Source organism: Microbacterium sp. AC215 (assembly GCF_979258645.1).
This window is the reverse complement of sequence record NZ_OZ409869.1, coordinates 1,957,712-1,982,185: the sequence shown is the minus strand read 5'-3', so window position 1 is coordinate 1,982,185 and position 24,474 is coordinate 1,957,712. Positions and strand designations below refer to the sequence as shown.

Below are 24,474 nucleotides of genomic sequence, written 5' to 3'. Positions count from 1 at the left end.
GGGCTCTCGGGCCGTTCGCGGACTACTTGCTGAGGAAGTCCTTCAGCGCGGCGTTGACCTCGTCGGCGTGGGTCCAGAGCAGACCGTGGGGTGCGCCCTCGACCTCGACGTAGGTCGCGGCGGGCACGGCCTGGTGGAACCGGCGGGCGGTGGCGTCGATCGGAAGGATGTTGTCCTTCGTGCCGTGCAGGATCAGGGTGGGCTTGCCGGCGTCGCGCACGGCGTCGACGTCGCCGCGGAAGTCCTCGATCCAGCTCGGGACGACCGCGTAGGCCGCGACCGGGGCGCTGGTGACCGAGAGGTTCCAGTTGGCGTCGACGACCTGCTGGCTGATGCGGCTGCCGAGGTTCTCGTCGAGGTTGTAGAAGTTGTTGTAGAAGTCGGTGAACCACGCGTAGCGGTCGCCCTTGGCTGCAGCCTCGATGCCGTCGAAGACCTCCTGCGGCACGCCCTCGGGGTTGTCATCGCGCTGCACGAGGAACGGCTCGAGTGAGGCGAGGAAGGCGAGCTTGGCGACCCGCTCGTGACCGTAGGTGCCGACATAGCGGGCGAGCTCTCCGGTGCCCATCGAGAAGCCGACGAGCACGACGTCGCGCAGGTCGAGGGTCTCGAGCACGGTGTTGAGGTCTGCGGCGAAGGTGTCGTAGTCGTATCCGGTGCCGACCTTCGAGGACTGGCCGAAACCGCGGCGGTCGTAGGTGATGACGCGGTAGCCCTGAGCGAGCAGCTCACGGGTCTGGCGCTCCCAGCTGTGGCCGTTCAGCGGGTACCCGTGGATCAGGACGACGGGCTGACCCGATCCCTGGTCTTCGTAGTAGAGCTCGATCGGGGTGCTGTTCTCGTTTCCGACGGTGATGTAGCCCATGATCCTGATCCTTTTCGGTCCGGTGAGAACGGTCGTTCTCGCTGATGTCTTCACTGTAGAGAACGCTCGTTCTCGTGTCAAGTACACTGGGGTGATGACCGACGACACAGTGCGTGAACAGATCCTCGCGGCGGCCGACGAGCTCTACTACCGCAAGGGATACGCGGCCGTCGGCATGGATGAGCTGCGGGCTGCGGCCGGCGTGTCGCTGCGTCGCCTCTATGCCCTGTTCCCATCCAAGACCGACATCGTCACGGCCGTCCTCGCGCGCAAGCATCGGGAGTGGGAGTCGGGACTCACGGGAGCGGTGGCGGATGCCGGGGCAGACCCCCGCGAACGCCTGCTCGCCGTCTACGGGTACCTCGAGGACTGGTTCTGCACTGACGACTTCCGCGGCTGCGCGTTCATCAACGCGTTCGGCGAGCTCGGTGGCACGAACCCCGAGGTGGCCGAGATCGTGCGCGATCACAAGGCGTCGTTCCAGGCGTACATGGCCGACCTCGTCGTGGCGGCCGGAGCGCCGGCATCCCTCGCCGCGCAGCTGTCGATCCTCGCCGAGGGTGCGCAGAGCACCGCGGCGATCGCCGCCGACCCGCAGGTCGCCGTGCAGGCGCGCAACGCCGCCGAAGTGCTGATCGACGCCGCCGTCGCCGCCTGACCGCAACGGGAGAGCAGATTTAGCTAGCTTGGCTAGCGTTTATGCATCCCGGTGTCAAGGCTGGTGCGTTTGCGCCCTCGCGCGCGTATGTTGCGAGCATGGACTCCCGGACGCAGGACATCGCCCGCCAGACGATCATCATCGCCTCGGCCACCTTCATGCTCATCGCAGCGGCCGTCGGATCCGGTGCCTTCGGCGGCACCTCGGTCAGCGAGCTGCAGGATGGAGCGCTCTCGGCGCAGGGCTCATACCTCGCGCCGGCCGGCCCCGCCTTCTCGATCTGGTCGCTGATCTACATCGGCCTCATCGCCTACACGGTGTGGCAGGCGCTTCCGGCGCAGCGGGCGGATGAGCGCCAGCGAGCTGTCGGCGGATGGATCGCCGCGTCGATGATCCTCAACGGGCTCTGGCTCGTGACGGCGCAGTTCCTGTCGCTGCCGCTGACGGTCATCGTGATCGCCCTGCTGCTCGCGACCCTCGCCCGTGTCATCGTGATCCTCGGCCGCAGCCGTGCCCGCACCTGGCCCGAGCGCATCGTCGTCGACGGCGCGAACGGCCTGCACTTCGGCTGGGTCACCATCGCGACGGTCGCGAATACCACGGCCTGGCTCACGCAGATCGCGCCCGAGAGCTGGGCTGATCAGGCCGAGATCTGGGCGGTCGTCGTGCTCGCCGTCGTGCTCGTGATCGGGGTTGCCAGCGCCCTCGTCACCAAGCGCATCGCCCCTGCCCTCGCGACCGCATGGGGTCTCGGATGGCTCGCCGTCGGTCGTCTGACCGGCGAACCCGAGAGCACGGTGACCGCGATCGTCGCGATCGTCGTCGCGGTCGCCCTCGTCGCCGCGGGTGTCTGGGGAGTGCTGCGCCGCCCTCGCGCCGACGTCGCCCTCTGACTCTGCGCTCGGTCGGCGTTCACAACTCAGCACAGATCGTGCGTGCGACGAGGTGAACCCGCCGATTCCGTCGGTTGACAGCAGCTCATGCTGAGTTGTGAACCGAGAATGACGAGAACGGCAGACCTGGCTCAGAGCACGAGACGGTAGCCCATGCCCGACTCGGTGAGCAGGTGCACCGGTGCGCTCGGCTCGGCCTCGAGCTTCTTGCGCAACTGCGACATGTACAGCCGCAGGTAGCCCGAGTCGGACACCTGTTCGCTGCCCCAGATCTCCTTGAGCAGGTCCTGCCGGGTGACCAGGGCTCCGGGATGCCGGGCGAGGTGCTCGAGCATGCGCCATTCGGTCGGTGTCAGGTGCACGCGCGCACCCGCCCGGGTGACGGTCTTCGTCGCGAGGTCGACCACCACATCGCCGAACCCGACGGTGGATTCCCCGCCCGCGGGCACCGCCCGACGAGACAGCGCCCGCAGCCGCGCGAGCAGCTCGTCGACCTGGAAGGGCTTGGTGACGAAGTCGTCGGCTCCGGCATCCAGGGCCTCGACCTTGTCGGCGGACCCGGTGCGACCCGACACGACGATGATCGGCACGGTCGTCCAGCCGCGCAGCGCCTGGATCACCTCGATGCCGTCGAGCCGCGGCATGCCGAGGTCGAGCATGATGAGGTCGGGGTGAGTCTGTGCGGCGACGGCCACGGCGGCGGCGCCGTCGGGCGCGACCACCACCTCGTACCCGTGGGCGGCGAGGGTGATGCGCAGTGCGCGCACCATCTGCGGGTCGTCGTCGGCGATGAGGAGCTTCACTCCGTCTCCTCCTGCATGATGTCGGGCTCTGCTGCGAGGGGCAGCGAGATGACCATGGTGAGTCCACCGCCGGGGGTGTCCTCGGGTGTCAGGGTACCGCCCATGCCCTCGGCGAATCCGCGCGAGAGGGCGAGGCCGAGGCCGAGGCCGGTGGTGTTGTCGGTGTCGCCGAGGCGCTGGAACGGCTGGAAGATCTCGTCGCGCTTCTCGGCGGGAACGCCGGCACCGCGGTCGATGATGCGGACCTCGGCGTGGTCGCCGATCGTGCTCGTCGAGACGATCACCCGGCTGTCGGCGGGCGCGTGACGGTGGGCGTTCGCGATGACGTTGACGAGCACTCGCTGCAGCAGCACCGGGTCGGCCGACACGGCGGGCAGCCGGGCATCGAGCGCGAGCTCGACATCCGACGGCCCGAGGCCGAGCTCGTCGACGGCAGCGAGCACGGGGCCCGCGACATCGAGCCGCATGGTCGAGACGGCGAGCACTCCGGCCTGCACCCGGCTGACGTCGAGCAGGTCGGTCACGAGCGACGACAGGGTCGCGAGGCTCTCGTCGGCCGTCGCGAGCAGCTCTTCCCGATCGGATGCCGACAGCGCGTGCGCCCCGCGGAGTCCGCCGATCGCGGCGACGGCCGAGGCCAGAGGGCGGCGCAGGTCGTGGCTGACCGCCGAGAGCAGGGCGCTGCGCACCTGGTCGGTCTCGGCGAGGGCAGCGACCTCGCGCGCCGTGGCACGCAGGTCGGTGTGCTCGATGGCCGCCGTCAGCTGCGCGACGATCGCGTCGAGCAGGCGTCGGGCGGGGGTGTCGAGCGGTTCGCCGTGCAGCTCGAGCACGGCGGGTGCCGATCCTCCGGCACCGACCGGGATGGTCGTGGCGCGTCCGTCGGGCACGGGTTCGCCGTCGCTGGCCAGTACCTCGCCGTCGGCGGTGAGCAGGCGGACGCCGGTGAGTCCGAACGCCTCGCGCGTGCGGCTGACGAGAGCGAGCACCGCGTTGTCGCCGCGCAGCACGTTGCCGGCCACGGCCGCGAGCAGCTCTGCCTCCGCGGCGGCGCGCTGGGCGGTGCGGGCTCGCCGGGCGGCCTGGTCGACGATGATGCTGACGAGGATGGCGATGGTCACATACAGCGCGAGGGCGAGCACGTGCAGCGGGTGCGCGATCGTGATGGTGAACAGCGGGGCGACGAACAGGAAGTCGAGGGTGATGCCCGACAGCACCGCCGCGAAGACGGCAGGCCGCACGCCTCCCACCAGGGCCACGATCACGACGAGCAGCTGGAAGGCCAGCACTTCGACCGTGATCGACTCGGGGCTGCGGAACGCGAACATCGCCCACGAGAGCAGCGGGCCGACGACGAGCGCCAGTGCGAACCCGAGCGCTTGACGTCGCCAGCCGAGGGCGCCGCCGGTGATGCGGGGGAGTGCGACGCGGCCGCCCGCGGCGGCGTGGGTGACGATGTGCACGTCGATGTCGCCGGAGCGGCGGATGACCTCCGAGCCGATGCCCGGTCCCGTCAGCGCCGCCGCGAGACGCCCACGCCGGCTGACACCGATCACGAGCTGAGTGGCATCCGCCCCGTGGGCGAACTCGACGAGCGTGCCGGGGATGTCGTCGCCGATGATCTGGTGGAAGCTGCCGCCGAGGGATTCGACGAGCGACCGCTGCGCGGCGAGGGCGCCGGGGGTCTCATCGCGCAGCCCGTCCTGCGCGGCGACGTGCACGGCGAGCAGTTCGCCGCCGGCCGAGCGTGCGGCGATGCGGGCCCCTCGGCGCAGCAGCGTCTCGCCCTCGGGTCCGCCGGTGAGGGCGACGACCACGCGCTCGCGCGCCTGCCAGGTGCCCTCGATGCCGTGGTCGGCCCGGTAGCTGCGCAGCGCGCTGTCGACCTCGTCGGCGAGCCACAGCAGTGCGAGTTCACGCAGAGCCGTGAGGTTGCCCAGACGGAAGTAGTTGGACAGGGCCGCGTCGATCCGCTCCGCCGGGTAGACGAGTCCGGCGGAGAGACGGTCGCGCAGCGACTGCGGCGCCAGGTCGACGACCTCGATCTCGTCGGCGGCGCGCACCACGGCATCCGGGATCGTCTCCTGCTGCGCGATGCCGGTGATCTTCTCGACCACCGCGTTCAGCGACTCGATGTGCTGCACGTTCACGGTCGTGACGACGTCGATGCCCGCGTCGAGCAGCGCACCGACGTCCTGCCAGCGCTTCGGGTTCTGCGAGCCGGGGGTGTTGGTATGCGCGAGTTCGTCGACCAGCGCGATCTCGGGTCGGCGTGCGAGAACGGCATCCAGGTCCATCTCGCTGAGCGGCACGCCCCGGTGCAGATCGGTGCGACGGGGGACCTCGGGGATGCCGATGGTCTGCGCGGCGGTCGCCGCGCGCTCATGCGTCTCGACGATCGCGATCACGACGTCCCGGCCCTCGTCGAGCAGCCGGCGACCTTCGACGAGCATCTCGAAGGTCTTGCCGACACCGGGGGCTGCGCCGAGCAGCACGCGGAGTCGGCCGCGCCGCGGCATCCGCTCTGCCGTCATCAGCCCTCCTGCTCATCGAGCGCGAGATTGAGTTCGGCGACGTTGATGCGTTCTTCGCCGAGGAATCCCAGATCCCGCCCTTGAATCCTAGACTCCACGAGGTCGCGCACCTGCTGCGCGGGCAGGTCGCGCTCGCCCGCCACCCGCGGCACCTGCAGCAGCGCGTACGCGACGCTGATGTGCGGGTCGAGGCCGGATCCGGATGCCGTCACAGCGTCGGCCGGCACGGCATCCGTGCTCACGCCCTCGCGCTCGGCGATTGCCGCCTGGCGCTCGTCGATCGCCGCGACGAGGTCGGGGTTCTCGGGGCCCAGGTTGCTGCCGCTGGACGCGGCCCCGTCGTAGCCGTCACCGGCGGCCGACGGACGCGACTGGAAGTACTCGGGCAGCGCGTCGCCGTCGGCATCCGTGAAGGACTGACCGATCAGCGAGCTGCCCTTGTCGTCGCCCAGCGGCGAGCCGTTCGCCTGGAACGGCAGCAGCAGCTGACCGATGCCGGTGACGACGAGCGTGTAGCCGACGCCGAGCACGAGGGTGAGCACGAGCATCGCGCGGATGGCGACGCCGGTGGTGCGGGCGACGGTGCGGGAGGAGGACATGGAGTGCCTTTCGATGAGAGAAGGACGAAGACGGACGCCGGTCAGAAACCGGGGATGAGGGTGATGACGAGGTCGATCAGCTTGATGCCGATGAACGGTGCGATCACTCCGCCGAGGCCGTAGACGAGCAGGTTGCGCTGCAGGATCTGCGAGGCGCTCGCCGGCCGGTACTTCACTCCGCGCAGCGCGAGCGGGATGAGGAAGACGATCACGATCGCGTTGAAGATGATCGCGCTGGTCACGGCGGATGCCGGCGAGTGCAGCTGCATGATGTTGAGCGCCGCGAGGCCCGGGAACACCCCCATGAACATCGCCGGGATGATGGCGAAGTACTTGGCGATGTCGTTCGCGAGCGAGAAGGTCGTGAGCGCGCCGCGAGTGATGAGCAGCTGCTTGCCGATGCGCACGATGTCGATGAGCTTGGTCGGGTCCGAGTCGAGGTCGACCATGTTGCCGGCCTCCTTCGCGGCCGACGTGCCCGTGTTCATCGCGACGCCGACGTCGGCCTGGGCGAGAGCGGGGGCGTCGTTCGTGCCGTCGCCCGTCATGGCGACGAGTCGCCCGCCCTCCTGCTCACGCTTGATCAGCTCGAGCTTCTGCTCGGGTGTCGCCTCGGCGAGGAAGTCGTCGACGCCCGCCTCCGTCGCGATCGCGGCGGCGGTCAGCGGGTTGTCGCCCGTGATCATGACCGTGCGGATGCCCATGCTGCGCAGTTCCTCGAACCGCTCGCGCAGGCCGTCTTTCACGATGTCCTTGAGGTGCACGACGCCGAGCACCTCGCCGGATCCCGCTGGACGCTTCACGGCGACCACCAGCGGGGTGCCGCCGCTCGAGGCGACGCCGTCGACGAGGCCGGTGAGTTCGGCATCCGTGTCGAGCCCGAGCCAGGCGTCGATCGCCGACCCTGCGCCCTTGCGGATCTGCGTCCCGTCGGCGAGGTCCAGTCCCGACATGCGGGTCTGCGCGGTGAACGGCACGACCACGGCATCCGCCGGCTCGTCGACCCGGATGCCGCGGCTCAGCGCCAGCTCGACGATCGAGGCACCCTCGGGCGTGGGGTCGGCGAGGGATGAGAGGGCAGCGACACGCAGCAGCTCGTCGGGGTCGACGCCACCGAGCCGCAGCACCTCGTGGGCGCGGCGGTTGCCGTAGGTGATGGTGCCGGTCTTGTCGAGCAGCAGCGTCGTGACGTCGCCTGCGGCCTCGACGGCGCGGCCCGACATCGCGAGCACGTTGCGCTGCACGAGACGGTCCATGCCGGCGATGCCGATGGCCGAGAGCAGGGCGCCGATCGTGGTCGGGATCAGGCACACGAGCAGGGCGATCAGCACCGGGATGCTGACGGGCGAGGCCGCATACGAGGCGATCGGGTTGAGCGCGAGAACCACTACGACGAACACGATCGACAGGCTCGCGAGCAGGATGTTGAGCGCGATCTCGTTGGGTGTGCGCTGACGGCTGGCGCCCTCGACGAGCGCGATCATGCGGTCGACGAACGTCTCGCCGGGCTTCGAGGTGATGCGCACGACGATGCGATCCGACAGCACGCGGGTGCCTCCGGTGACAGCGCTGCGGTCACCGCCGGATTCGCGGATGACGGGGGCGCTCTCGCCGGTGATGGCCGATTCGTCGACGGTCGCGATGCCCGCCACGATGTCGCCATCGCCGGGGATCAGCTCGCCGGCCGTGACGATCACGATGTCGTCGCGCTGCAGCTCGGCCGATGAGACGTCGACCGCCTCGGTGCGCTCGGCCGTGGCATCCGTCGCCGAGTCATAGCGGACGACCTTGCGGGCCATCGTGCTGGTGCGGGTCTTGCGCAGACTCGCGGCCTGGGCCTTGCCGCGGCCCTCGGCCACGGACTCGGCGACGTTGGCGAACAGCACGGTCAGCCACAGCCAGATCGCGATGCCCCAGGTGAAGGGTGCGGGCACGGGTGTTCCGCCGGAGTCGGCCGGGCCGCCGAGGAACGGCTCGGCGATCGCGAGCACGGTCGTGAATGCGGCACCGACCCAGACGAGGAGCATCACGGGGTTGCGCACGAGCGACGCGGGGTTGAGCTTGCGCAGGGCGCCGGGCAGGGCCTGCGTCAGCTGTGCCCAGCCGAATGAGCGGGGCGGTGCGGTCGGGGCGGATGCCGGAGCATCCTGCTGTTCCGAGGGCGTGGTGGTGAGGGTCATGTCAGACGAGTCCTTCAGCGAGGGGGCCCAGTGCGAGCACGGGGAAGTAGGTGAGTGCCGTGATGATGACCGTGACGGCGGTGAGGAGGCCGACGAACTGCGGTCGGTGCGTGGGCAGGGTTCCGGTGTTCTCGGGCACGCGCTGCTGTGCGGCGAAGGATCCGGCCAGGGCCAGCACGAGCACGATCGGAAGGAAGCGGCCGAGCAGCATCGCGATGCCCAGTGCGGTGTTGAACCACGGGGTGTTCGCGGTGAGGCCGGCGAAGGCCGAGCCGTTGTTGTTCGAGGCCGAGGTGAAGGCGTAGAGCACCTCGCTCATGCCGTGCACGCCGGGGTTGAGGATGCTGGTCGCCTCGACGTCTGCCCGGATGCCGGGGATCGCGAAGCTCAGGGCCGTGCCGACAAGAACGAGGGTGGGCGTCACGAGGATGTAGAGGCTCGCGAGCTTGATCTCCTTCGGGCCGATGCGCTTGCCGAGGTACTCGGGGGTGCGGCCGACGAGCAGTCCGCCGACGAACACCGCGATGATCGCGAGCACGAGCATGCCGTAGAGACCAGAGCCGACGCCGCCGGGGGCGACCTCGCCGAGCATCATGTTGAGCATCGGCATCATGCCGCCGAGCGCCGTGTACGAGTCGTGCATCGAGTTGACCGCACCCGTCGACGTCAGGGTGCTGGCGCTGCCGAAGAGGGTCGAGCCGAGGATGCCGAAGCGCACCTCCTTGCCCTCCATCGCCGCGCCGGCGAGTTCGGGGGCGCTGCCGCGGCCGGCGAGTTCGAGAGCCGAGAGCGCGAAAGTCGAGATCAGGAAGATCGTTCCCATCACGGCGGCGATCGCATAGCCCTGGCGGTTGTCGCCGATCATGCGACCGAACGTGCGGGGGAGTGAGAACGGGATCACGAGGATCAGCAGGATCTGTAGCAGGCTGGTCCAGCCGGTCGGGTTCTCGAACGGATGCGCCGAGTTGGCGTTGAAGAAGCCGCCGCCGTTCGTGCCGAGCAGCTTGATGGCCTCCTGCGAGGCGACCGGCCCGCCCGGGATGGTCTGCGTGCCGCCCGAGACCGTGGTCACATCGGTGAAGCCGGCGAAGTTCTGCACCACGCCGCCCGCGATCAGGGCGATCGCGCCGATCAGGGCGATCGGCAGCAGGATGCGTCCGAGCCCGCGGATCAGGTCGACCCAGAAGTTGCCGATCGTGGTCGAGCCGCCGCGCGAGAGGCCGCGGATCAGCGCGACCGCGACGGCCAGACCGACGGCGGCCGAGACGAAGTTCTGCACCGTGAGGCCGGCGAGCTGCACGGTGTAGCCCATGGTCTGCTCGGGCGAGTACGACTGCCAGTTGGTGTTCGCGACGAATGACGCCGCGGTGTTGAACGCGAGCCCTTCGGGCACGGCCGGGAGTCCGAGCGACTGGGGCAGGAAGCTCTGCAGTCGCTGCAGCCCGTAGACGAGCAGCAGGCCGACGACCGAGAACGCGAGCACGCTGCGGGCATAGGCCCGCCAGGTCTGCTCGGATGCCGGGTCGACGCCGATCAGTCGGTACAGGCCGCGCTCGGCTTTCAGGTCACGCGGGGTGCTGAAGACGTGCGCCATGTAGTCGCCCACCGGGCGGTACAGCAGCACGAGGGCGATGATGAGGACGGCGGCCTGCAGGACGCCGAACCATATGTCGGCACCCGCGCCCATCAGAACTTCTCCGGGGCGACGAGAGCCACCACGAGGTAGACGACGGCGGCCACGGCGAGGGCGGCGGCGATGATCTCGAAGACGATCACAGTCGTTCCACCCCCTTCGCGACAAGAGAGACGAGGGCGAACAGCGCGAGAGTCAGCGCGATGTAGATGATGTCGAGCACGAGACTCGATACAACTCCCGTGCGGACCGGCATATGGCGATCCTCACGCTTTGCCTACGGGGCCGTGCGGGATGCATGCGACTTGCTCACATCTCGGGGTCGATCCGACTTTCTCGCGACGCGTTGTCGCATCCGTCGTTCGTCGTTCGTGGTTCGGGTAGGAGGTCCCCGATCGGGGGCCTCAGACGCGAGAGGTGCGGTGGTGACTGTGTACAACGACCCGATGGTGGCGAACCTCGTCTACCGGCTCGAGGCTGAGCACGCCCAGGAGCAGATCGTGCGACGTCGGACGGCGCTCGAGCATCCTGGTCTGATCCGGCGCCCTTCCCTCCGTGTGCGCGCTCGCCGCCTCTGGGCGCGCATCTCTTCCGGCGGAAGCGGGGAACCGGGATGATCGTCCTGACGGCAGGATCGGAGCGCGACCTGCTCGAACGAGCGGACGGAGAGAGTCTGAGTGATGCAGCGCCGGAATCGAATCGAGGGTTCTCGGTGAACACCGACGTCGCAGAGCACGTCGCGCAGGTCTATCGCGACGAGTGGGCGCGCATCGTGGGAGGACTCACCCGACGGTGCGGTGATCTCGACCTCGCCGAGGAGACGGCTGCTGAGGCGTTCGCCTCGGCCGCTGAGCGATGGCCGGACGAGGGAGTGCCGCCCAATCCCGCCGGGTGGATCACCACCACGGCCTACCGAAAGGCCATCGATCGACTGCGTCGTGAGTCGTTCCGCGATGCCAAGCATCGGGAGGCTCTCATGCTGCACGATCCCGAACCGCCGGAGCCGACGGGCGTCATCGACGACGATCGCCTCCGTCTGCTCTTCACCTGCTGCCATCCGGCGCTGTCACTCGAAGCACGCGTCGCCCTGACCCTGCGGATCGTGGGCGGGCTCACCGTCGAGGAGATCGCCCGGGCCTTCCTCATCCAGGAATCTGCGGTGCGGCAGCGCATCACCCGAGCCAAGGCGAAGATCAAGACCGACCGGATCCCCTATCGGATGCCGGCTGCCGACGACCTCCGCATCCGGATCGACGGAGTGCTCGCAGTGCTCTATCTGATCTTCAACGAAGGGTATTTCGCGTCCGGGGCCGGAGTGCCCGCACTGCGTCGCGAGCTGACGGGCGAGGCGATCCGGCTCACCGGACTGCTCCGCGAGCTGCTGCCCGCCGACGAGGAGGTCACGGGTCTGCTGGCGTTGATGCTGCTCAGCGAAGCGCGCGCCGCGGCACGCGTCACCGACGGCGGCGAGCTGGTGCGCCTGGACGAACAGGACCGTGGCTCGTGGGACAACGAGCTCATCGGTCGAGGCCTCGCACTGCTCGACGAGCCACCCACCGCGGCCCCCGGTCGTCACCGACTGCTGGCCGAGATCAACGCGGTGCATGTGCGGGCGACGGATGCCGAGCACACCGATTGGGCGCGCATCGTCGGACTCTACGAGCAGCTCGAGCGGATCGATTCCAGCCCGGTCGTGACCCTCAGCAGGGCGGTCGCCGTCGCAGAGCGGGACTCGCCCGAACGAGCACTGCTGATCGTGGAGACGCTGCGCGATGCGCTGGATCAGTTCCATGCCTTCCACGTGACGCGCGCAGAGCTGCTGCGCGCTGCGGACCGGCCGGACGATGCTCGGGCTGCCTACGAGCGCGCGATCGCCCTCGCCGACAACACCGCGGAGATCATCCACCTGACCCGACGCCGCGACGAGCTCGCGGCGCCCCTCGCACCCGGGGAGCCCGGGCGCACGACGAATGGAGAGAGCAGATGAGCAACAAGTACCTCGTGATCCACATGACCGACCCGACCGGCGGCACGATGCCGCAGGGAGAGGATCAGCGCCTTCTCGAAGACTGGGCGGATGAGGGCAGGGCGGCCGGCAGCCTGGGCGAGGGCGCACCCGTCGCCGGGGCGGACCAAGCCAAGTCGGTGGCGGTGCGAGACGGCAAGGTGCTCGTCACCGACGGCCCGTTCCCGGAGTTCAAGGAGTGGTTCGCCGGCTACGACATCGTCACCGCCGAGTCGATCGACGAGGCGGCGAGCTTCATGGCGAAGCATCCCACCGCCGTCATGGGGAGGGTCTACATCCTGCCGGTGGTGAAGCTCCCCTGGGACGAGGACTGAGGACCACACCCCTCCCGGATCTACACTCAGCGAGTGAGTGCGACGCGACGGCGGCTGGGAGCGGGGACGATCATCGTCCTGGCGCTCATCGCCGTCGCACTCGTCTGCATCGTCACGGGCGTCCTGCCGTCAGCGGATGCCGGGGCGCTCGGTGCCCGCATCGCACCGGTGCTCGGGTTCGTCATCGCGATCACGATCGTCGCTGAGCTGGCCCGGGATGCCGCGGTGTTCGACGTCGTCGCTCAGCGTCTGGCTCGGTGGGGGCACGGGCGCGTCATCCTGCTCTGGTTGTCTGTCGTGGTGCTCGCCGTCATCAGCACGGTGTTCCTGTCGCTCGACACCACGGCGGTCATCGTGACGCCGGTCGTGGTCGTGCTCGCGCAGAGCGTCGGCATCCCTCCGCTGCCGTTCGCCCTCGTCACGGTGTGGCTGGCGAACACCGCATCTCTCGCACTGCCCGTGTCGAACCTCACGAACCTGCTCGCGGCACGGTCGATCGGTGACGACCCGCTCGCGTTCCTCGCGCTGAGCTGGGCGCCGACACTCGTCGGGGTGCTCGTGCCCGTCGTGATCCTCACGCTGCGACACCGGCGCACGCTTTTCGGCGGGTATCGCACTCCGACAGGGGGTGCCCCTTCCGACCGGATGCTCTTCTGGGCGGCGTCCGCCATCCTGCTGCTCCTGATGCCGCTGCTCGCACTGACCCATGACGTGTGGATCCCCGCGACGGTCGCAGCGCTCGTGCTCATCGTCGTGTTCGGCATCCGGCGTCGCCATGTGCTGCGACTCTCGCTCGTGCCATGGCAGGCGATCGGCCTGGCGGCGGCCCTGTTCGTCGTGGTCGAGACCGCGCACGCGAACGGCATCCTCGACTTCCTGTCGGTCCTCGCGACCAGTGGCCACGCGCCCGCAGAACTGCTGCGTCTCTCTGCGGCGGGCGCGCTCGCCGCGAACGGGGTCAACAACCTGCCCGCCTACCTGATCCTCGAACCCACAGCCGGCGATCCGGTCGCGCTCATGGCGCTGCTGATCGGCGTGAACCTCGGCCCCCTGATCACCCCGTGGGCATCGCTCGCCACCCTTCTCTGGCATCACAGGGTGGTGTCGCTGGGTGTCGAGATCCGCTGGGGCAGCCTGATGCTCTGGGGAGCGATCGTCGCCGTGCCGACGGTGCTGGTCGCCACGCTCGTGCTCGCCTTGGTCGCAGGCTGAGATCCGGCATCCCGATCCCGGCCGCAGGGGAGGGAAAAGGGCAGCGACTCGCGTCACGGGATCTGGGGGAGGTCCGCGGCACGACATGGGGAGTGTGTGCCGGGTGAGGGTCGCTGCCCTACTCCACAACGCTACGCACATGCCGTCGGATCCGGTGAAACTTCAGTGCCTGATGTATGGTGCGTCGGCATGACACCGGCATAAAGTGTGCCCGTGGGCGACATCAGCGCATCTCTGCCGATCCGGCCGCGGCAGCTGATCCGCGACCAGGTCTTCGCCACGCTCGCCGAAGAGATCATCTCTGGGCGCATGCAACCCCTCGAAGAGATTCGCGACCAGGACTTGCAGGCCGAATACGGCGTCTCCCGCACACCCATCCGCGAGGCTCTCAACCGTCTCGCCGACCTCGGACTCATCGAGGTCAGCACCAACCGGTTCACACGCGTCGCGCCGGTCGACCTCGAGGCACAGGCGGAACGTGTCGAGACCGCCGTCGCCATGATCGGATACTGCGCCGTCAGAGCAGTGCCGACCTACACCGACGAGCAGGTCGCCTCTCTGCACGAGAGGATCGACGGACTCCTGGTGGCCGAGCTCGCGGGAACCTCGAGTCGCGAGGGGCTCAGCCTCTGGTACGCGCTGTGGGGCGAGATCGTGCTCAACGCCCACAACCAGACGATGATCGACATCCTGGACGGTCAACTGGTGCTGCACCTCACCCGAACCGTGCCCGCGCAACGCGTGCCCGACGAACTCGTCGACTACATGCGGGCGGCCCTCGATCAGCTGCGTGCCCTGCTCGATCGGCGCGACGGGGTCGGGGTACGAGACCTCATCGAACCGCTGTTCCTGAGATCGACGATCGAACCTCTCCGCGCGGCGGCGGCGCTCGCCGCGGCATCCGCCTCCGTCTCCGCCGGCTCGACGCCCGCCGTCCTCTTACCCGGGGACTGACATGCCCGACCGGCGGATCGACAGGCTGAACTCCACGCGACTGCTGGGAGGGGTCGAGCAGCCACCGCCCGTCATCACCTCCCGAGCGGATGCCGTCGTCGACTCGCTCGCGCACTCGATCGAGTCGGGCGAACTGGCGCCCGGCGATCCCTTATCGGTCACCGCCCTCGCACAGCGGCTCACCGTCGCCGCGGCGACCGTGCGATCAGCCCTCGGCACCCTTGAAGCGATGCATCTGATCGAGCACCGTCTGAACAGGGCGTCGGTCGTCGTGACGCCGACCCCCGCGTGGTTCGTCGCTGTCGCCGCTGAGTGCTCCGGCCTGTCGATCGCGGCGGCCGACCTCGGCATCGCGGAGGCGACCGAGGCGCAGATCGCCGATCTCGCCGAGCGGGCGGCGACCGTCCGCGAACTCTGGGCGTCGGACGAGAGCGATCAGGTCATCGGAGCGGAGGGGCTGTGGGAACTGCTCGACCTGCTCGCGGTGTTCTCGCGCAACCGACACCTCAGCGCCCTGCACGCGTCGAAGCGCACGGCGCTGGTGCTCGGCATCCGCTCGCTCAGCCGGCCCCGCAACCCCGCCATGCTCCGATCGGTCGTCGACGCGCTCGTCGCCGCAGCGCGCGATCGCGACCGCCTCGAAGCGACTGATCTGGTGAGAGACCTCTACACGTTCGTGGTCGACGGGGTCACAGAACTCTGACGCGTCGGTGTCCACTCCTCCGCGAGGATGCCGTAGTTGAGCCCGTCGAGCCACTCGCCCGACCGGTGCAGAGCGGTCTTGCGGCTGAACTCCTCCCGGCGCATGCCGAGCCGCTCCATCAGACTCCACGAGGGCTCGTTGTCGGCGAAGCATCCGGCGTGCACCCGGCGCAGCCCCAGCGGACCGAAGCAGACGTCGATCACGGCGCGGATGGCCTCGGTCGCATAGCCGCGACCGGTGTGCGCGGGGTCGAGCACCCAGCCGAGCTCGGCCTCGACGCCCCTCGCCTGATCGGCGACCTCGAGCTGCGCCCAGCCGTCACCGATCCTGATCATGATGTCGCCGATCGGCGTGGGTCCGTCGTTCTCCGTGATCAGCTCGACGAGGTACATCGACGTGAGCCGGCCGGGGTCGAGATACCGCTCGCGGAACTCCTCGAGTGTGGCCGGCGCGAGTCCGAGCCACCGGTTCACCTCCGGCCGTCGACGCCACTCCCACATGGCGTCGACGTCGAGTGCCGTCATCGGCCGGATCTGCAGCCGCTCGGTGCGGACGGGCCAGACGTCGGTGTGCGGCGAATCGGTCATCGCCCCAGCCTATTGAGGGGCCTGGCCGGACACTCGACGCATCTCGGCCGCGAGGGCCGCGTTCGTCTCGTCGAACCGCCCGGTGATGGTGTCTCGCACCTCGGGAGACTTGTTCTGGCTCAGCTTGGCGCGCGCGTCGAACCGGTCGACACGCATCCTCAGCCCGACGGTTCCCTTCGCCGCTCGCCGGGTGCCGGCCTCGTCCTCCGACAGGCTGCGTCCGTGCGGCGTTCCCTTCTCGAAGTGGTCGGTCAGCTGCGCGAGCATGGCGTAGTTCTCCTCCTCGGTGAGGATCTCGGGAGTGCCGTAGAGGTGAGCGGTCACGTGGTTCCAGGTGGGCACGAGGTCGCCGGGCGCATAGAGGCTGGGCGACACGTAGTCGTGGGGGCCCTGGATGATCACGAGCACCTCGTGCGCGCCCAGTTCATGCATCTGCTCGTCGGGGCGACCGAAGTGGCTCGCGATCACGATCTCGTGTTCGTCTTCGATCAGCAGCGCGGGGTAATGCGAAGCGACCAGCCCTGTGCTCGCGGGGGACACGAAGGTCGCCCACGGATTGCCGCGGATCAGGCGCTTCACCTCGAGCGGGTCGGTCATCAGGTAACGGGGTGTGTGGCGCATCAGAACTCCTCGTTCAGGGGGTGGGTGGTGGGTCGGGGATGGGTCAGTCGGGTGCGCACCGCGAGCGCGGCGCACACGATGACGGCCAGGCCGCCGAGCGCGGTGGGCCATCCGATCTGCTCATGAAGAAGCAGCGCGGCCCACGCGATGCTCATCACGGGTTGGACCAATTGGATCTGGCTCACCTGGGCCATGGGCCCGATCGCGAGACCGCGATACCAGGCGAAGAATCCGAGGAACATGCTCACCACGGCGAGGTAGGCGAAGGCGAGCCACTGCACCGGCGATGCCGTCGGCGGGTCGGCGACCGCCGAGGCCAGGGTCAGCACGAGCATCAGCGGCGCGGCGAGCACGAGCGCCCACGACACGGTCTGCCAGGCTCCGAGCTCCCGAGCCAGCAGGCCGCCCTCCGCATAGCCGACAGCCGCAGCGAGCACCGCGGCGAACAGCAGCAGATCGGCCCAGTGGAGTTCGCCGAGATCCCCGTTCTGCAGTGACGCGAAGACCACCGCCGTGATGGCGCCGAGTGCGGCGAACCACCAGAACGCACGTCCCGGCCGTTCGCGCGTGCGGAGCACGACGATGACGGCCGTCGCTGCGGGGAGCAGGCCGATCACCACGGCGCCGTGGCTCGCCGGTGCGGCGGTCATGGCGAACGACGTCAAGAGGGGGAACCCGGCGACCACGCCGCCGGCCACGATCGCGAGTCGCCACCATTGCACCCTGGTCGGCGGATGCTGCCGGGTGGCCGCCAGAGCGATGGCAGCGAGCGCTGCGGCGACGACCGCGCGACCGGATCCGATGAACAGAGGCGAGAGGCCGCCGACCGCGATGCGGGTGAAGGGGAGGGTGAACGAGAAGGCGGCGACGCCGAGGAGGCCCCACCAGAGGCCCGCACGGGATAGCGCTGTGCGAGCAGGAGCGATAACGCTACTCTGTTCTTTCATGAGTCAGGATAGCAGTGACCGGATCGTAGGAGAACTGCGTCGGTGGATCGAGGCGGCGCCTCCGGGGTCTCGGGTTCCCTCGAATCGAGCGCTCGTCGCGCAGTACGGAGCGAGCCCTGTGACGGTGCAGAAGGCGATGGGACGCCTCGCCCGGCTGGGCCTGATCGAATCCCGACCAGGCGCGGGGACGTTCGTGCGCGCGCAGAAGACGCCGCGCCCCGCCGACTACGGCTGGCAGACATCCGCGCTCGGGGCTCCTCCCGCGCGACTCGCCGGGCTCACCTCGACGCAGCGCACTGTCGCTCCCGACGCGATCGGCATGCATTCCGGGTATCCGGCGGTCGACCTGCTTCCCGAGCGGCTGGTCCGTCAGGCGATCACCCGTGCGGCACGCACCTCGTCAGCGCTCACTCGCTCGCCCGCCGCCGGGATGCCGGAGCTGCAGGCCTGGTTCGCCGCCGAGCTCGCGGCATCCGCCCCCGCAGACGTCACTCCGGCATCCGCCAGGGATGCGCTCGTGATCGCGGGCAGCCAGAGCGGGCTGAGCTCCATCTTCCGAGCCGTGGTCGGGGCAGGGCAGCCTCTGCTGATCGAGTCGCCCACCTACTGGGGTGCTCTTCTCGCCGCCGAGCAGGCCGGGGTGGTGCTGGTGCCGATCCCGTCGGGGCCGGACGGGCCCGATCCGGATGCCGTCGAGCGGGCGTTCGTCGAGACCGGCGCTCGTGCGTTCTACGCGCAGCCCACATTCGCCAACCCGACGGGCGCCAGGTGGCCCGCGTCGACCGGCCTCGCCGTTCTCGAGAGCGTGCGGCGGCACGGCGCCTTCCTCATCGAAGACGACTGGGCGCACGATCTGGCCATCGACGGCGATCCACGTCCGATCGCGGCGATGGACGATGACGGCCATGTCGTCTATCTCCGTTCGCTGACCAAGAGCGTCTCGCCCGCACTGCGGATCGCCGCGGTGATCGTGCGGGGCCCGGCGCGCGAGCGCATCCTCGCCGACCGTGCCGCCGAGTCGATGTACGTGAGCGGGCTGCTGCAGGCTGCCGCGCTCGACGTCGTGACCCAGCCGGCGTGGAAGAGCCACCTGCGTGGCTTCCGCGACCACTTGAGGGCGCGACGCGATCTGCTGCTCGCGAGCCTCGCCGAGCACGCCCCGACCGCGACGGTCGAGACGGTGCCGGCCGGTGGCCTCAACCTCTGGGTGCGGCTTCCGGAGGGCACCGATGTCGTCGGCGTGGTCCGAGGATGCGAGACCCGCGGCCTCATCATCTCTCCCGGATCCGAATGGTTCCCCGCGGAGCCCTCCGGAGCCTATGTGCGACTCAACTACGCGAACGCCGACCCGACGCGATTCCCCGAGGCGGCGGAGATCCTCGGCGGTGTGCTCGCGGCATCCTGACCGGCGTCAGCTCTCGGGCGGACCCTCGGGGCGGTGCGCGCGGCGGCCGTTCACGACGACCGGTCGCCCTGCGCGCTCCTGCCCCGGCAGCGGGCGTGAGCGTCGGCCGTAGATCAGCTCCGACGAGTCGAGCAGCCACGGCACGAGCGTGATCGAGACCCCGTGCACGAGCATCAGCTGGTTGGCCAGGCGGCGTGAGCGGCGGTTGTGCAGGAACGTCTCCCACCAGTGCCCCACGATGTACTGCGGCAGATAGACCGTGACCACGGACGAGCCGTGCTTCTCGCGGTACTGCTTGATGAACTGCGTCACCGGCTGTGCGAACGACCGGAACGGCGACTCGACGATCACCAGCGGGATCGGCACCAGGTGGTCTGCCCAGTCCTTCTGCAGCTGCGCGGCATCGTCGGATGCGACGGCGACGTGCACCGCCAGAGTCTTGCCGTGCTTGGCGGCGATCGCGTAGTCGATGGCCTTGATCACGGGCTTCTGCAGGCGGTTGACGAGCACGATCGCCAGGTCGCCGGTCGCGCCGAACTTCGTCGTGTCGTCGATCGCGATCTCATGCTCGACGTCGCGGTAGTACCGCTTCACGCCCATCATCAGGAACGCCAGCACCGGGATCGCGAAGAACACCAGGTAGGCGCCGTGCGTGAACTTCGTGATCGTCACGATCAGCAGCACCGCCACCGTCATCGCGGCGCCCACCGAGTTGATGACCAGTCCGATCCTCGCCGAGCGGCGGTCGGATGCCGAGGCGCCGTCGACGCCCGATCCGGGAGTCGTCTCGAGCGGCCCGCGCAGCACGCGGCGCCAGTGCCGGACCATGCCGATCTGCCCGAGCGAGAACGACACGAAGACGCCGATGATGTAGAGCTGGATCAGCGTGGTGAGCTTCGCCTGGAACACCACGAGCACGATGATCGCCGCGATCCCCAGCACGATCATGCCGTTCGAGAACACGAGGCGGTCGCCGCGGGTGTTCAGCGACTTGGGGGCGTAGCCGTCACGGGCGAGCACCGAGCCGAGCAGCGGGAATCCGTTGAAGGCGGTGTTGGCCGCCAGCAGCAGCACGCAGGCGGTCGCCGCCTGGATGATGAAGAACAGGATGCTGCCGCCGCCGAACGTCGCAGACGCGATCTGCGCCATCAGGCTCGGCTGCGGGTTCGAGCAGTCGAAGCCGATCAGGTCGCACGGGTTCTCGGCGTAGTGCACGCCGGTGATCAGGGCCAGGGCGGTGAGCCCGGCGAACAGGCACGCGGCGATGGAACCCATCAGCACGAGCGTGGTCTGGGCGTTGCGGACCTTCGGGGTGCGGAAGGCGGGCACGCCGTTCGACACCGCCTCGACGCCGGTGAGGGCCGAGCATCCGCTCGAGAACGCCCGCAGGATGAGAAGGATCACCGCGGCCTGGCCGAGGTCTTCGGAGTGCACGGCGAACTCGGCGCTCGAGGCGACCGGCGCATCGCCGAGGAAGGTGCGGAACAGCCCGGTCACGATCATGAAGCCGACGGAGGCGATGAACACGTAGGTCGGGATCGCGAAGACGAGCGAGGCCTCGCGCACTCCTCGCAGGTTCACCAGGATGATGAGGATCACGAATCCGACCGCCAGCTCGACGCGCAGCGGATCGAGGCCCGGCACCGCCGAGATGATGTTGTCGACGCCGGATGCCACCGACACGGCGACCGTCAGCACGTAGTCGACCAGCAGCGCGGCCGCGACGATGACGCCGGGGATCTCGCCGAGGTTCTTCGAGGCGACCTCGTAGTCGCCGCCGCCCGAGGGGTAGGCCTTGATGAGCTGCCGGTAGCTGAGCACGACGACGATCAGCAGCACGACGACCGCGACCGCGACGAGCGGGGTGAACGACAGGAACGTCAGTCCGCCGATGAGGAGGATCATCACGAGCTCCTGCGGCGCGTAGGCGACCGAGCTCAGGGCGTCCGACGCGAAGATCGGCAACGCCATCTTCTTCGGGAGCAGCTGATCGTCGACCTGTGCGCTCGTCAGCGGGTCGCCGATGAGGATGCGCTTCACGCGAGGAGGAGCGTCGAGGTTGTCCCGGGTTTCATCTGACACGTCGGGCGACATTACGCCCGCGAACGGCTTCCTCACGCGTTCCTCACGGAATCCCTACGGGTGCCCCGGTGTCCCTAACGGAATCCTCACGGGCCCCTGTCGCCGTCACTCCTGATGAGGGCGGGGCATGTACCACTCGGTGAAGGCGGTCGCCCGCCCCTCCGCATCCAGCCGGACGATCCAGAGGTTCACGTAGTCGCGCTCCGCCGGATACTTCGTGCGTCCCTCGACCACGACGAACTCGTCGTCTTCGCGCACGATCCACCAGTCGAACGACCACGCCCCCGGTTCGTCGAGGTCGTCGAGCCAGCCGGCGACGATGTCCGCCCGGCCGACGCGCGGCTCGGCGTCCGGGCTGGTGAGGTAGATCGCGTCTTCACTGAAGAGCGCGGAGATCTGCTGGGGATCGTTCGACTTCCAGGCCTCGACGTACGCCTCGGTCCACTTCTCTCCTGCGCTGGTCATGTCCTCCGTTCTAGACCCGGCCTCCGACATCGTCAAGGTTCTCGACTCCATCGAAGATGCACAGCCACTTCCGATCACGGACGGATAACGTCGAAGGCATGACGTCTCTTCAGCTCACCGACGATGCGATCCAGCAGACTCGGGAGCTCCGCGATGAGTTCCAGCGCTTCCTGCGCGAGTACGAGTTCGGGATGCGGGAGGTGGAGACGAAGATCTCGATCCTGCGTGACGAGTTCACCCATCACCACGCGTACAACCCGATCGAGCACGTCAAGAGCCGGTTGAAGACCCCCGACAGCATCGTCGAGAAGATCGCCCGCAAGGGCATCGTCGAACCGGACTTCGAGCGCATCCGCTCCGAGATCACCGACATCGCCGGCGTGCGCGTGACGTGCAGCTTCGTCGCCGACGTGTACCGCCTGTTCGACCTGCTCACCGCGCAGGACGACGTCACCGTGCGCACCGTCAAGGACTACATCGCCACGCCGAAGGAGAACGGCTACAAGAGCCTGCACGCGATCATCGAGGTGCCGGTGTTCCTGTCGACCGGGGCGCTCGCGGTGCCGGTCGAGGTGCAGTTCCGGACCATCGCGATGGACTTCTGGGCCAGCCTCGAGCACAAGATCTATTACAAGTTCTCGAACCAGGTGCCCTCGCACCTCGTCGACAGCCTGACCGATGCGGCCGAGGCCGCCGCCGAGCTCGACAGCCGCATGGAGCGCCTGCACCGCGAGGCACACGGGGTGCCGCAGCGCCAGCTCGCGCCGCCGCCCCCGCCGCACGTCGTGCAGGTCTGACACGCCGCCCGCGCGATGGGTGCGCAGGCGGTTCGTTCACAATTCAGCATGAGCGCATCGAATGGGCCGGTTCTGGGGGTGTTCTGGCCGTTCGCGCGGCTTTCGTGCTGAATCGTGCACGGCGGCGCACGCGAGGACCGCGGTGTGGTGCCCGCGCTACCGTGTTGCGCGCAGCCGCGCACCCCTGGGAACATCGGCAGGTGGTGAAAACGCAGCAGCCCCCGGTCGCCGACCTCGAGCGCACCCTCGTCGAGCTCCCCGGTCTCGACCGAGGACGCCAGCTGTGCGAGTGCGACCACGGCGACGACGAGGCCTATGCCGCCTGCGGGCGCAAGGCCAAGTGGCGCGTCACGGTCGACTGCGTCTGCGGGGAGAACCACCCGCGTCGCGTCGAGATCCTGTGCTCCCGGTGCCTGCGCACTCTGCGCCAGCTGCAGGACCGCGACACCATCACCGCGCGGCGTCTCTGACGCGCCGGCGCTCGCGACCATCCGTTCGCGCCTTCGCTCCGAACAACCGCTGACCACACCGTCGGCGGTGCGAAGGAGCAGATCATGGCACAGCGCAGCAAAGACCCACAGCGCAGCAAGGGCAGACGATTCATCCTCTGGGCAGCACTCTCGGGTGTGATCAGCGGTGCCGTCTTCCTGGCCACCGCAGAGCTGTTCGCGCTGATCTTCGCGCGCTCAGCGAGCCCGATCCTCGCGGTCGGCGGATTCGTGATCGACATCGTGCCGCAGCCCTTCAAGGAATTCGCGATCGCGACCTTCGGCGAGTACGACAAGATCGCGCTGCTGGTCGGTCTCGGTCTCGCGGTGGTGATCGCGTCGGCGATCGCCGGAATCCTTCAGCTGCTCCGTCCCCCGCTCGGCGTGATCGCCCTGGTGGTCGCGGGCGCGCTCTCCACCGCGGCGATCGTGACGAGGGCGGGAGTCACGCCCCTCGCCTTCCTGCCTCCCGTGCTCGGCACCATCGCAGGGTCGATCCTGATGGTGCTCCTGATCCGCCGTCTGAAGACGTGGAGGGCCTCGGCGGTTCCCGCCGTGATGACCGACCGCAAGGGCGAGGGTCTCGCCGCGACCGGCACCGGGACGGTGGGCCAGGATGCCGCACAGCCGCCGAAGGATCTGGGGCGTCGGCAGTTCTTCATCCTCGCCGGGATCGCGAGCGTCTCGGCGGTCGTCGTCGGCATCGCGTCGCGCACGGTGAGCATGACGGTCGCCTCCGTGGCGTCGATCCGGGAGGCGCTGAAGCTCCCGGCGCCGAAGTCGACGGTCACGGTGCCGAAGGGCGCCGAGCTCGACATCCCGGGCCTGAGCAAGCTGTTCACCCCGAACAAGGACTTCTACCGCGTCGACACCGCGCTGACCGTGCCCACGATCGACCCCAGCACCTGGCGTCTCGTGATCGACGGCATGGTCGATCAGCGCGTCGAGATGAGCTTCCAGGACCTCCTCGACATGGGGCTCGACGAGTATGCGATCACCCTCACCTGCGTCTCGAACGAGGTGGGCGGCGACCTCGTCGGCAATGCGAAGTGGCTCGGCGTCCCGCTGCGCGATGTTCTCAAGAAGGCAGGGGTGAAGTCCGGAGCCGACATGGTGCTGTCGAAGAGCGTCGACGGATACACCGCGAGCACGCCGCTGTCGGCGCTGACCGACGACAACCTCGATGCGATCCTCGCGGTGGGCATGAACGGCGAGCCGCTGCCGCTCGAGCACGGGTTCCCGGTGCGCATGGTCGTTCCCGGTCTCTACGGCTACGTCTCGGCGACGAAGTGGCTGACCGAGCTCAAGGTGACGACGTTCGACAAGGACGAGGCCTACTGGACCCCGCGTGGATACAGCGCCGAGGCGCCGATCAAGTTCGCCTCGCGCGTCGACACTCCCAAGGTCGGCGAGGCGGTCAAGGCCGGCCGCATCCCGATCGCGGGCGTCGCGTGGGCGCAGTCGGTCGGCATCGAGCGGGTCGAGGTGCGCATCGACGAGGGCGACTGGATGCCGGCGACGCTGTCGGCACCGATCAACGAGGACACCTGGGTGCAGTGGTTCATGGAGTGGGATGCCACGCCGGGCACGCACTACGTGGCCGTGCGAGCCATCAACAAGAACGGCGACCTGCAGATCGAAGAGCGGGCGCCGATCGCGCCGAACGGTTCGTCGGGGTGGCAGCGGTCGCTGATCCGCGTCGCCTGAT

General features: G+C 68.9%; 24 protein-coding genes. 12 read left to right on the top strand and 12 right to left on the bottom strand.

Features of this window, described 5'->3' with window-relative positions:
- Nucleotides 1-22: 22 nt before the first annotated feature.
- A complete protein-coding gene (locus ACZZZF_RS09665; RefSeq protein WP_056276350.1) occupies nt 23-865 on the bottom strand; it encodes an alpha/beta fold hydrolase in 843 nt (280 codons plus the stop codon).
- 94 nt (nt 866-959) lie between these two features.
- On the opposite strand from ACZZZF_RS09665, the gene ACZZZF_RS09660 reads away from it, so the two are divergent.
- Nucleotides 960-1,523, top strand: a complete 564-nt coding sequence (locus ACZZZF_RS09660) for a TetR/AcrR family transcriptional regulator (protein ID WP_056277669.1) — start codon at nt 960-962, stop codon at nt 1,521-1,523.
- A gap of 98 nt (nt 1,524-1,621) precedes the next feature.
- Nucleotides 1,622-2,416 (top strand): TspO/MBR family protein, encoded by a 795-nt coding sequence (locus ACZZZF_RS09655; RefSeq protein ID WP_463498111.1) that lies wholly within the window; start codon nt 1,622-1,624, stop codon nt 2,414-2,416.
- A 131-nt stretch (nt 2,417-2,547) separates the two neighbouring features.
- Here ACZZZF_RS09655 and ACZZZF_RS09650 read toward each other — a convergent pair whose 3' ends face one another.
- The 6 genes from ACZZZF_RS09650 to ACZZZF_RS09625 are packed head-to-tail and all read right to left on the bottom strand — an operon-like array spanning nt 2,548 to nt 10,308.
- Nucleotides 2,548-3,219, bottom strand: a complete 672-nt coding sequence (locus ACZZZF_RS09650; RefSeq protein ID WP_053098537.1) for a response regulator — start codon at nt 3,217-3,219, stop codon at nt 2,548-2,550.
- Nucleotides 3,216-5,738: an ATP-binding protein gene (locus ACZZZF_RS09645; RefSeq protein ID WP_463499938.1), complete on the bottom strand. Its 2,523-nt coding sequence runs from the start codon at nt 5,736-5,738 to the stop codon at nt 3,216-3,218. Before ACZZZF_RS09645 ends, ACZZZF_RS09650 begins: the two co-directional genes overlap by 4 nt.
- A gap of 14 nt (nt 5,739-5,752) precedes the next feature.
- Nucleotides 5,753-6,352, bottom strand: coding sequence for a potassium-transporting ATPase subunit KdpC (gene kdpC, locus ACZZZF_RS09640; protein WP_463498109.1), 600 nt, complete (start codon nt 6,350-6,352; stop codon nt 5,753-5,755).
- A 41-nt stretch (nt 6,353-6,393) separates the two neighbouring features.
- Entirely contained in the window at nt 6,394-8,532 is a 2,139-nt protein-coding gene (gene kdpB, locus ACZZZF_RS09635) for a potassium-transporting ATPase subunit KdpB (protein ID WP_463498107.1), read from the bottom strand.
- 1 nt (nt 8,533) lies between these two features.
- Nucleotides 8,534-10,219 (bottom strand): potassium-transporting ATPase subunit KdpA, encoded by a 1,686-nt coding sequence (gene kdpA, locus ACZZZF_RS09630; RefSeq protein WP_463498105.1) that lies wholly within the window; start codon nt 10,217-10,219, stop codon nt 8,534-8,536.
- The gene (locus ACZZZF_RS09625) at nt 10,219-10,308 is read right to left on the bottom strand and encodes a potassium-transporting ATPase subunit F (RefSeq protein ID WP_056276367.1); all 90 of its coding nucleotides are present in this window, start codon (nt 10,306-10,308) and stop codon (nt 10,219-10,221) included. Before ACZZZF_RS09625 ends, kdpA begins: the two co-directional genes overlap by 1 nt.
- Before the next feature lie 282 nt (nt 10,309-10,590).
- Between ACZZZF_RS09625 and ACZZZF_RS09620 the strand changes: the two genes are divergently transcribed.
- The 6 genes from ACZZZF_RS09620 (at nt 10,591) to ACZZZF_RS09595 (ending at nt 15,374) form a co-directional block, all read left to right on the top strand.
- On the top strand, nt 10,591-10,782 hold the full coding sequence (locus ACZZZF_RS09620; protein WP_463498103.1) for a hypothetical protein: 192 nt from the start codon (nt 10,591-10,593) through the stop codon (nt 10,780-10,782).
- Nucleotides 10,779-12,152 carry an RNA polymerase sigma factor gene (locus ACZZZF_RS09615; protein WP_463498101.1) on the top strand — a complete coding sequence of 458 codons (1,374 nt, stop codon included), beginning with the start codon at nt 10,779-10,781 and terminating at the stop codon, nt 12,150-12,152. Before ACZZZF_RS09620 ends, ACZZZF_RS09615 begins: the two co-directional genes overlap by 4 nt.
- Nucleotides 12,149-12,505, top strand: a complete 357-nt coding sequence (locus tag ACZZZF_RS09610; protein ID WP_053098543.1) for a YciI family protein — start codon at nt 12,149-12,151, stop codon at nt 12,503-12,505. The genes ACZZZF_RS09615 and ACZZZF_RS09610 overlap by 4 nt, the downstream gene beginning before the upstream one ends.
- A gap of 33 nt (nt 12,506-12,538) precedes the next feature.
- A complete protein-coding gene (locus ACZZZF_RS09605) occupies nt 12,539-13,717 on the top strand; it encodes an SLC13 family permease (protein ID WP_463498099.1) in 1,179 nt (392 codons plus the stop codon).
- Nucleotides 13,718-13,930: 213 nt separating this feature from the next.
- Nucleotides 13,931-14,671 carry a GntR family transcriptional regulator gene (locus ACZZZF_RS09600; RefSeq protein WP_072590588.1) on the top strand — a complete coding sequence of 247 codons (741 nt, stop codon included), beginning with the start codon at nt 13,931-13,933 and terminating at the stop codon, nt 14,669-14,671.
- A 1-nt stretch (nt 14,672) separates the two neighbouring features.
- Nucleotides 14,673-15,374 carry a GntR family transcriptional regulator gene (locus ACZZZF_RS09595; protein WP_053098545.1) on the top strand — a complete coding sequence of 234 codons (702 nt, stop codon included), beginning with the start codon at nt 14,673-14,675 and terminating at the stop codon, nt 15,372-15,374.
- Here ACZZZF_RS09595 and ACZZZF_RS09590 read toward each other — a convergent pair.
- From ACZZZF_RS09590 to ACZZZF_RS09580, 3 genes are read right to left on the bottom strand one after another with little or no spacing between them, the layout of a single operon-like run.
- Nucleotides 15,338-15,961, bottom strand: a complete 624-nt coding sequence (locus tag ACZZZF_RS09590) for a GNAT family N-acetyltransferase (protein ID WP_463498097.1) — start codon at nt 15,959-15,961, stop codon at nt 15,338-15,340. The genes ACZZZF_RS09595 and ACZZZF_RS09590 overlap by 37 nt on opposite strands.
- A 9-nt stretch (nt 15,962-15,970) precedes the next feature.
- Nucleotides 15,971-16,582 carry an FMN-binding negative transcriptional regulator gene (locus ACZZZF_RS09585; protein WP_463498095.1) on the bottom strand — a complete coding sequence of 204 codons (612 nt, stop codon included), beginning with the start codon at nt 16,580-16,582 and terminating at the stop codon, nt 15,971-15,973.
- Complete coding sequence (locus ACZZZF_RS09580) at nt 16,582-17,529, bottom strand: DMT family transporter (protein WP_463498093.1); 948 nt, start codon at nt 17,527-17,529, stop codon at nt 16,582-16,584. Before ACZZZF_RS09580 ends, ACZZZF_RS09585 begins: the two co-directional genes overlap by 1 nt.
- On the opposite strand from ACZZZF_RS09580, the gene ACZZZF_RS09575 reads away from it, so the two are divergent.
- Nucleotides 17,528-18,934, top strand: coding sequence for an aminotransferase-like domain-containing protein (locus ACZZZF_RS09575; protein WP_285363778.1), 1,407 nt, complete (start codon nt 17,528-17,530; stop codon nt 18,932-18,934). The two genes, ACZZZF_RS09580 and ACZZZF_RS09575, sit on opposite strands and share 2 nt — an antisense overlap.
- 6 nt (nt 18,935-18,940) lie before the next feature.
- Here the strand turns inward: ACZZZF_RS09575 and ACZZZF_RS09570 are convergent, their stop codons facing one another.
- Both ACZZZF_RS09570 and ACZZZF_RS09565 read right to left on the bottom strand, forming a co-directional pair.
- Nucleotides 18,941-21,028, bottom strand: coding sequence for an APC family permease (locus tag ACZZZF_RS09570; RefSeq protein WP_463499935.1), 2,088 nt, complete (start codon nt 21,026-21,028; stop codon nt 18,941-18,943).
- A 93-nt stretch (nt 21,029-21,121) separates the two neighbouring features.
- A complete protein-coding gene (locus tag ACZZZF_RS09565) occupies nt 21,122-21,481 on the bottom strand; it encodes a nuclear transport factor 2 family protein (protein ID WP_187248959.1) in 360 nt (119 codons plus the stop codon).
- 98 nt (nt 21,482-21,579) lie between these two features.
- On the opposite strand from ACZZZF_RS09565, the gene ACZZZF_RS09560 reads away from it, so the two are divergent.
- The 3 genes from ACZZZF_RS09560 (at nt 21,580) to ACZZZF_RS09550 (ending at nt 24,473) form a co-directional block, all read left to right on the top strand.
- On the top strand, nt 21,580-22,278 hold the full coding sequence (locus ACZZZF_RS09560) for a GTP pyrophosphokinase (protein WP_053098552.1): 699 nt from the start codon (nt 21,580-21,582) through the stop codon (nt 22,276-22,278).
- 200 nt (nt 22,279-22,478) lie between these two features.
- Nucleotides 22,479-22,748, top strand: coding sequence for a hypothetical protein (locus ACZZZF_RS09555; RefSeq protein ID WP_053098553.1), 270 nt, complete (start codon nt 22,479-22,481; stop codon nt 22,746-22,748).
- Nucleotides 22,749-22,832: 84 nt separating this feature from the next.
- Entirely contained in the window at nt 22,833-24,473 is a 1,641-nt protein-coding gene (locus tag ACZZZF_RS09550; protein ID WP_072590595.1) for a molybdopterin-dependent oxidoreductase, read from the top strand.
- Nucleotide 24,474: the final 1 nt, after the last annotated feature.

Coding starts and splice junctions, on each gene's coding strand:
- ACZZZF_RS09610 (WP_053098543.1), top strand. CDS start 12,149: ATGAGCAACAAGTACCTCGTGATCCACATGACCGACCCGACCGGCGGC.
- ACZZZF_RS09580 (WP_463498093.1), bottom strand. CDS start 17,529: ATGAAAGAACAGAGTAGCGTTATCGCTCCTGCTCGCACAGCGCTATCC.
- kdpA (WP_463498105.1), bottom strand. CDS start 10,219: ATGGGCGCGGGTGCCGACATATGGTTCGGCGTCCTGCAGGCCGCCGTC.
- ACZZZF_RS09590 (WP_463498097.1), bottom strand. CDS start 15,961: ATGACCGATTCGCCGCACACCGACGTCTGGCCCGTCCGCACCGAGCGG.
- ACZZZF_RS09655 (WP_463498111.1), top strand. CDS start 1,622: ATGGACTCCCGGACGCAGGACATCGCCCGCCAGACGATCATCATCGCC.
- ACZZZF_RS09570 (WP_463499935.1), bottom strand. CDS start 21,028: ATGTCGCCCGACGTGTCAGATGAAACCCGGGACAACCTCGACGCTCCT.
- ACZZZF_RS09660 (WP_056277669.1), top strand. CDS start 960: ATGACCGACGACACAGTGCGTGAACAGATCCTCGCGGCGGCCGACGAG.
- kdpB (WP_463498107.1), bottom strand. CDS start 8,532: ATGACCCTCACCACCACGCCCTCGGAACAGCAGGATGCTCCGGCATCC.
- ACZZZF_RS09560 (WP_053098552.1), top strand. CDS start 21,580: ATGACGTCTCTTCAGCTCACCGACGATGCGATCCAGCAGACTCGGGAG.
- ACZZZF_RS09615 (WP_463498101.1), top strand. CDS start 10,779: ATGATCGTCCTGACGGCAGGATCGGAGCGCGACCTGCTCGAACGAGCG.
- ACZZZF_RS09585 (WP_463498095.1), bottom strand. CDS start 16,582: ATGCGCCACACACCCCGTTACCTGATGACCGACCCGCTCGAGGTGAAG.
- ACZZZF_RS09645 (WP_463499938.1), bottom strand. CDS start 5,738: ATGCCGCGGCGCGGCCGACTCCGCGTGCTGCTCGGCGCAGCCCCCGGT.
- ACZZZF_RS09665 (WP_056276350.1), bottom strand. CDS start 865: ATGGGCTACATCACCGTCGGAAACGAGAACAGCACCCCGATCGAGCTC.
- ACZZZF_RS09550 (WP_072590595.1), top strand. CDS start 22,833: ATGGCACAGCGCAGCAAAGACCCACAGCGCAGCAAGGGCAGACGATTC.
- ACZZZF_RS09565 (WP_187248959.1), bottom strand. CDS start 21,481: ATGACCAGCGCAGGAGAGAAGTGGACCGAGGCGTACGTCGAGGCCTGG.
- ACZZZF_RS09575 (WP_285363778.1), top strand. CDS start 17,528: ATGAGTCAGGATAGCAGTGACCGGATCGTAGGAGAACTGCGTCGGTGG.
- kdpC (WP_463498109.1), bottom strand. CDS start 6,352: ATGTCCTCCTCCCGCACCGTCGCCCGCACCACCGGCGTCGCCATCCGC.
- ACZZZF_RS09595 (WP_053098545.1), top strand. CDS start 14,673: ATGCCCGACCGGCGGATCGACAGGCTGAACTCCACGCGACTGCTGGGA.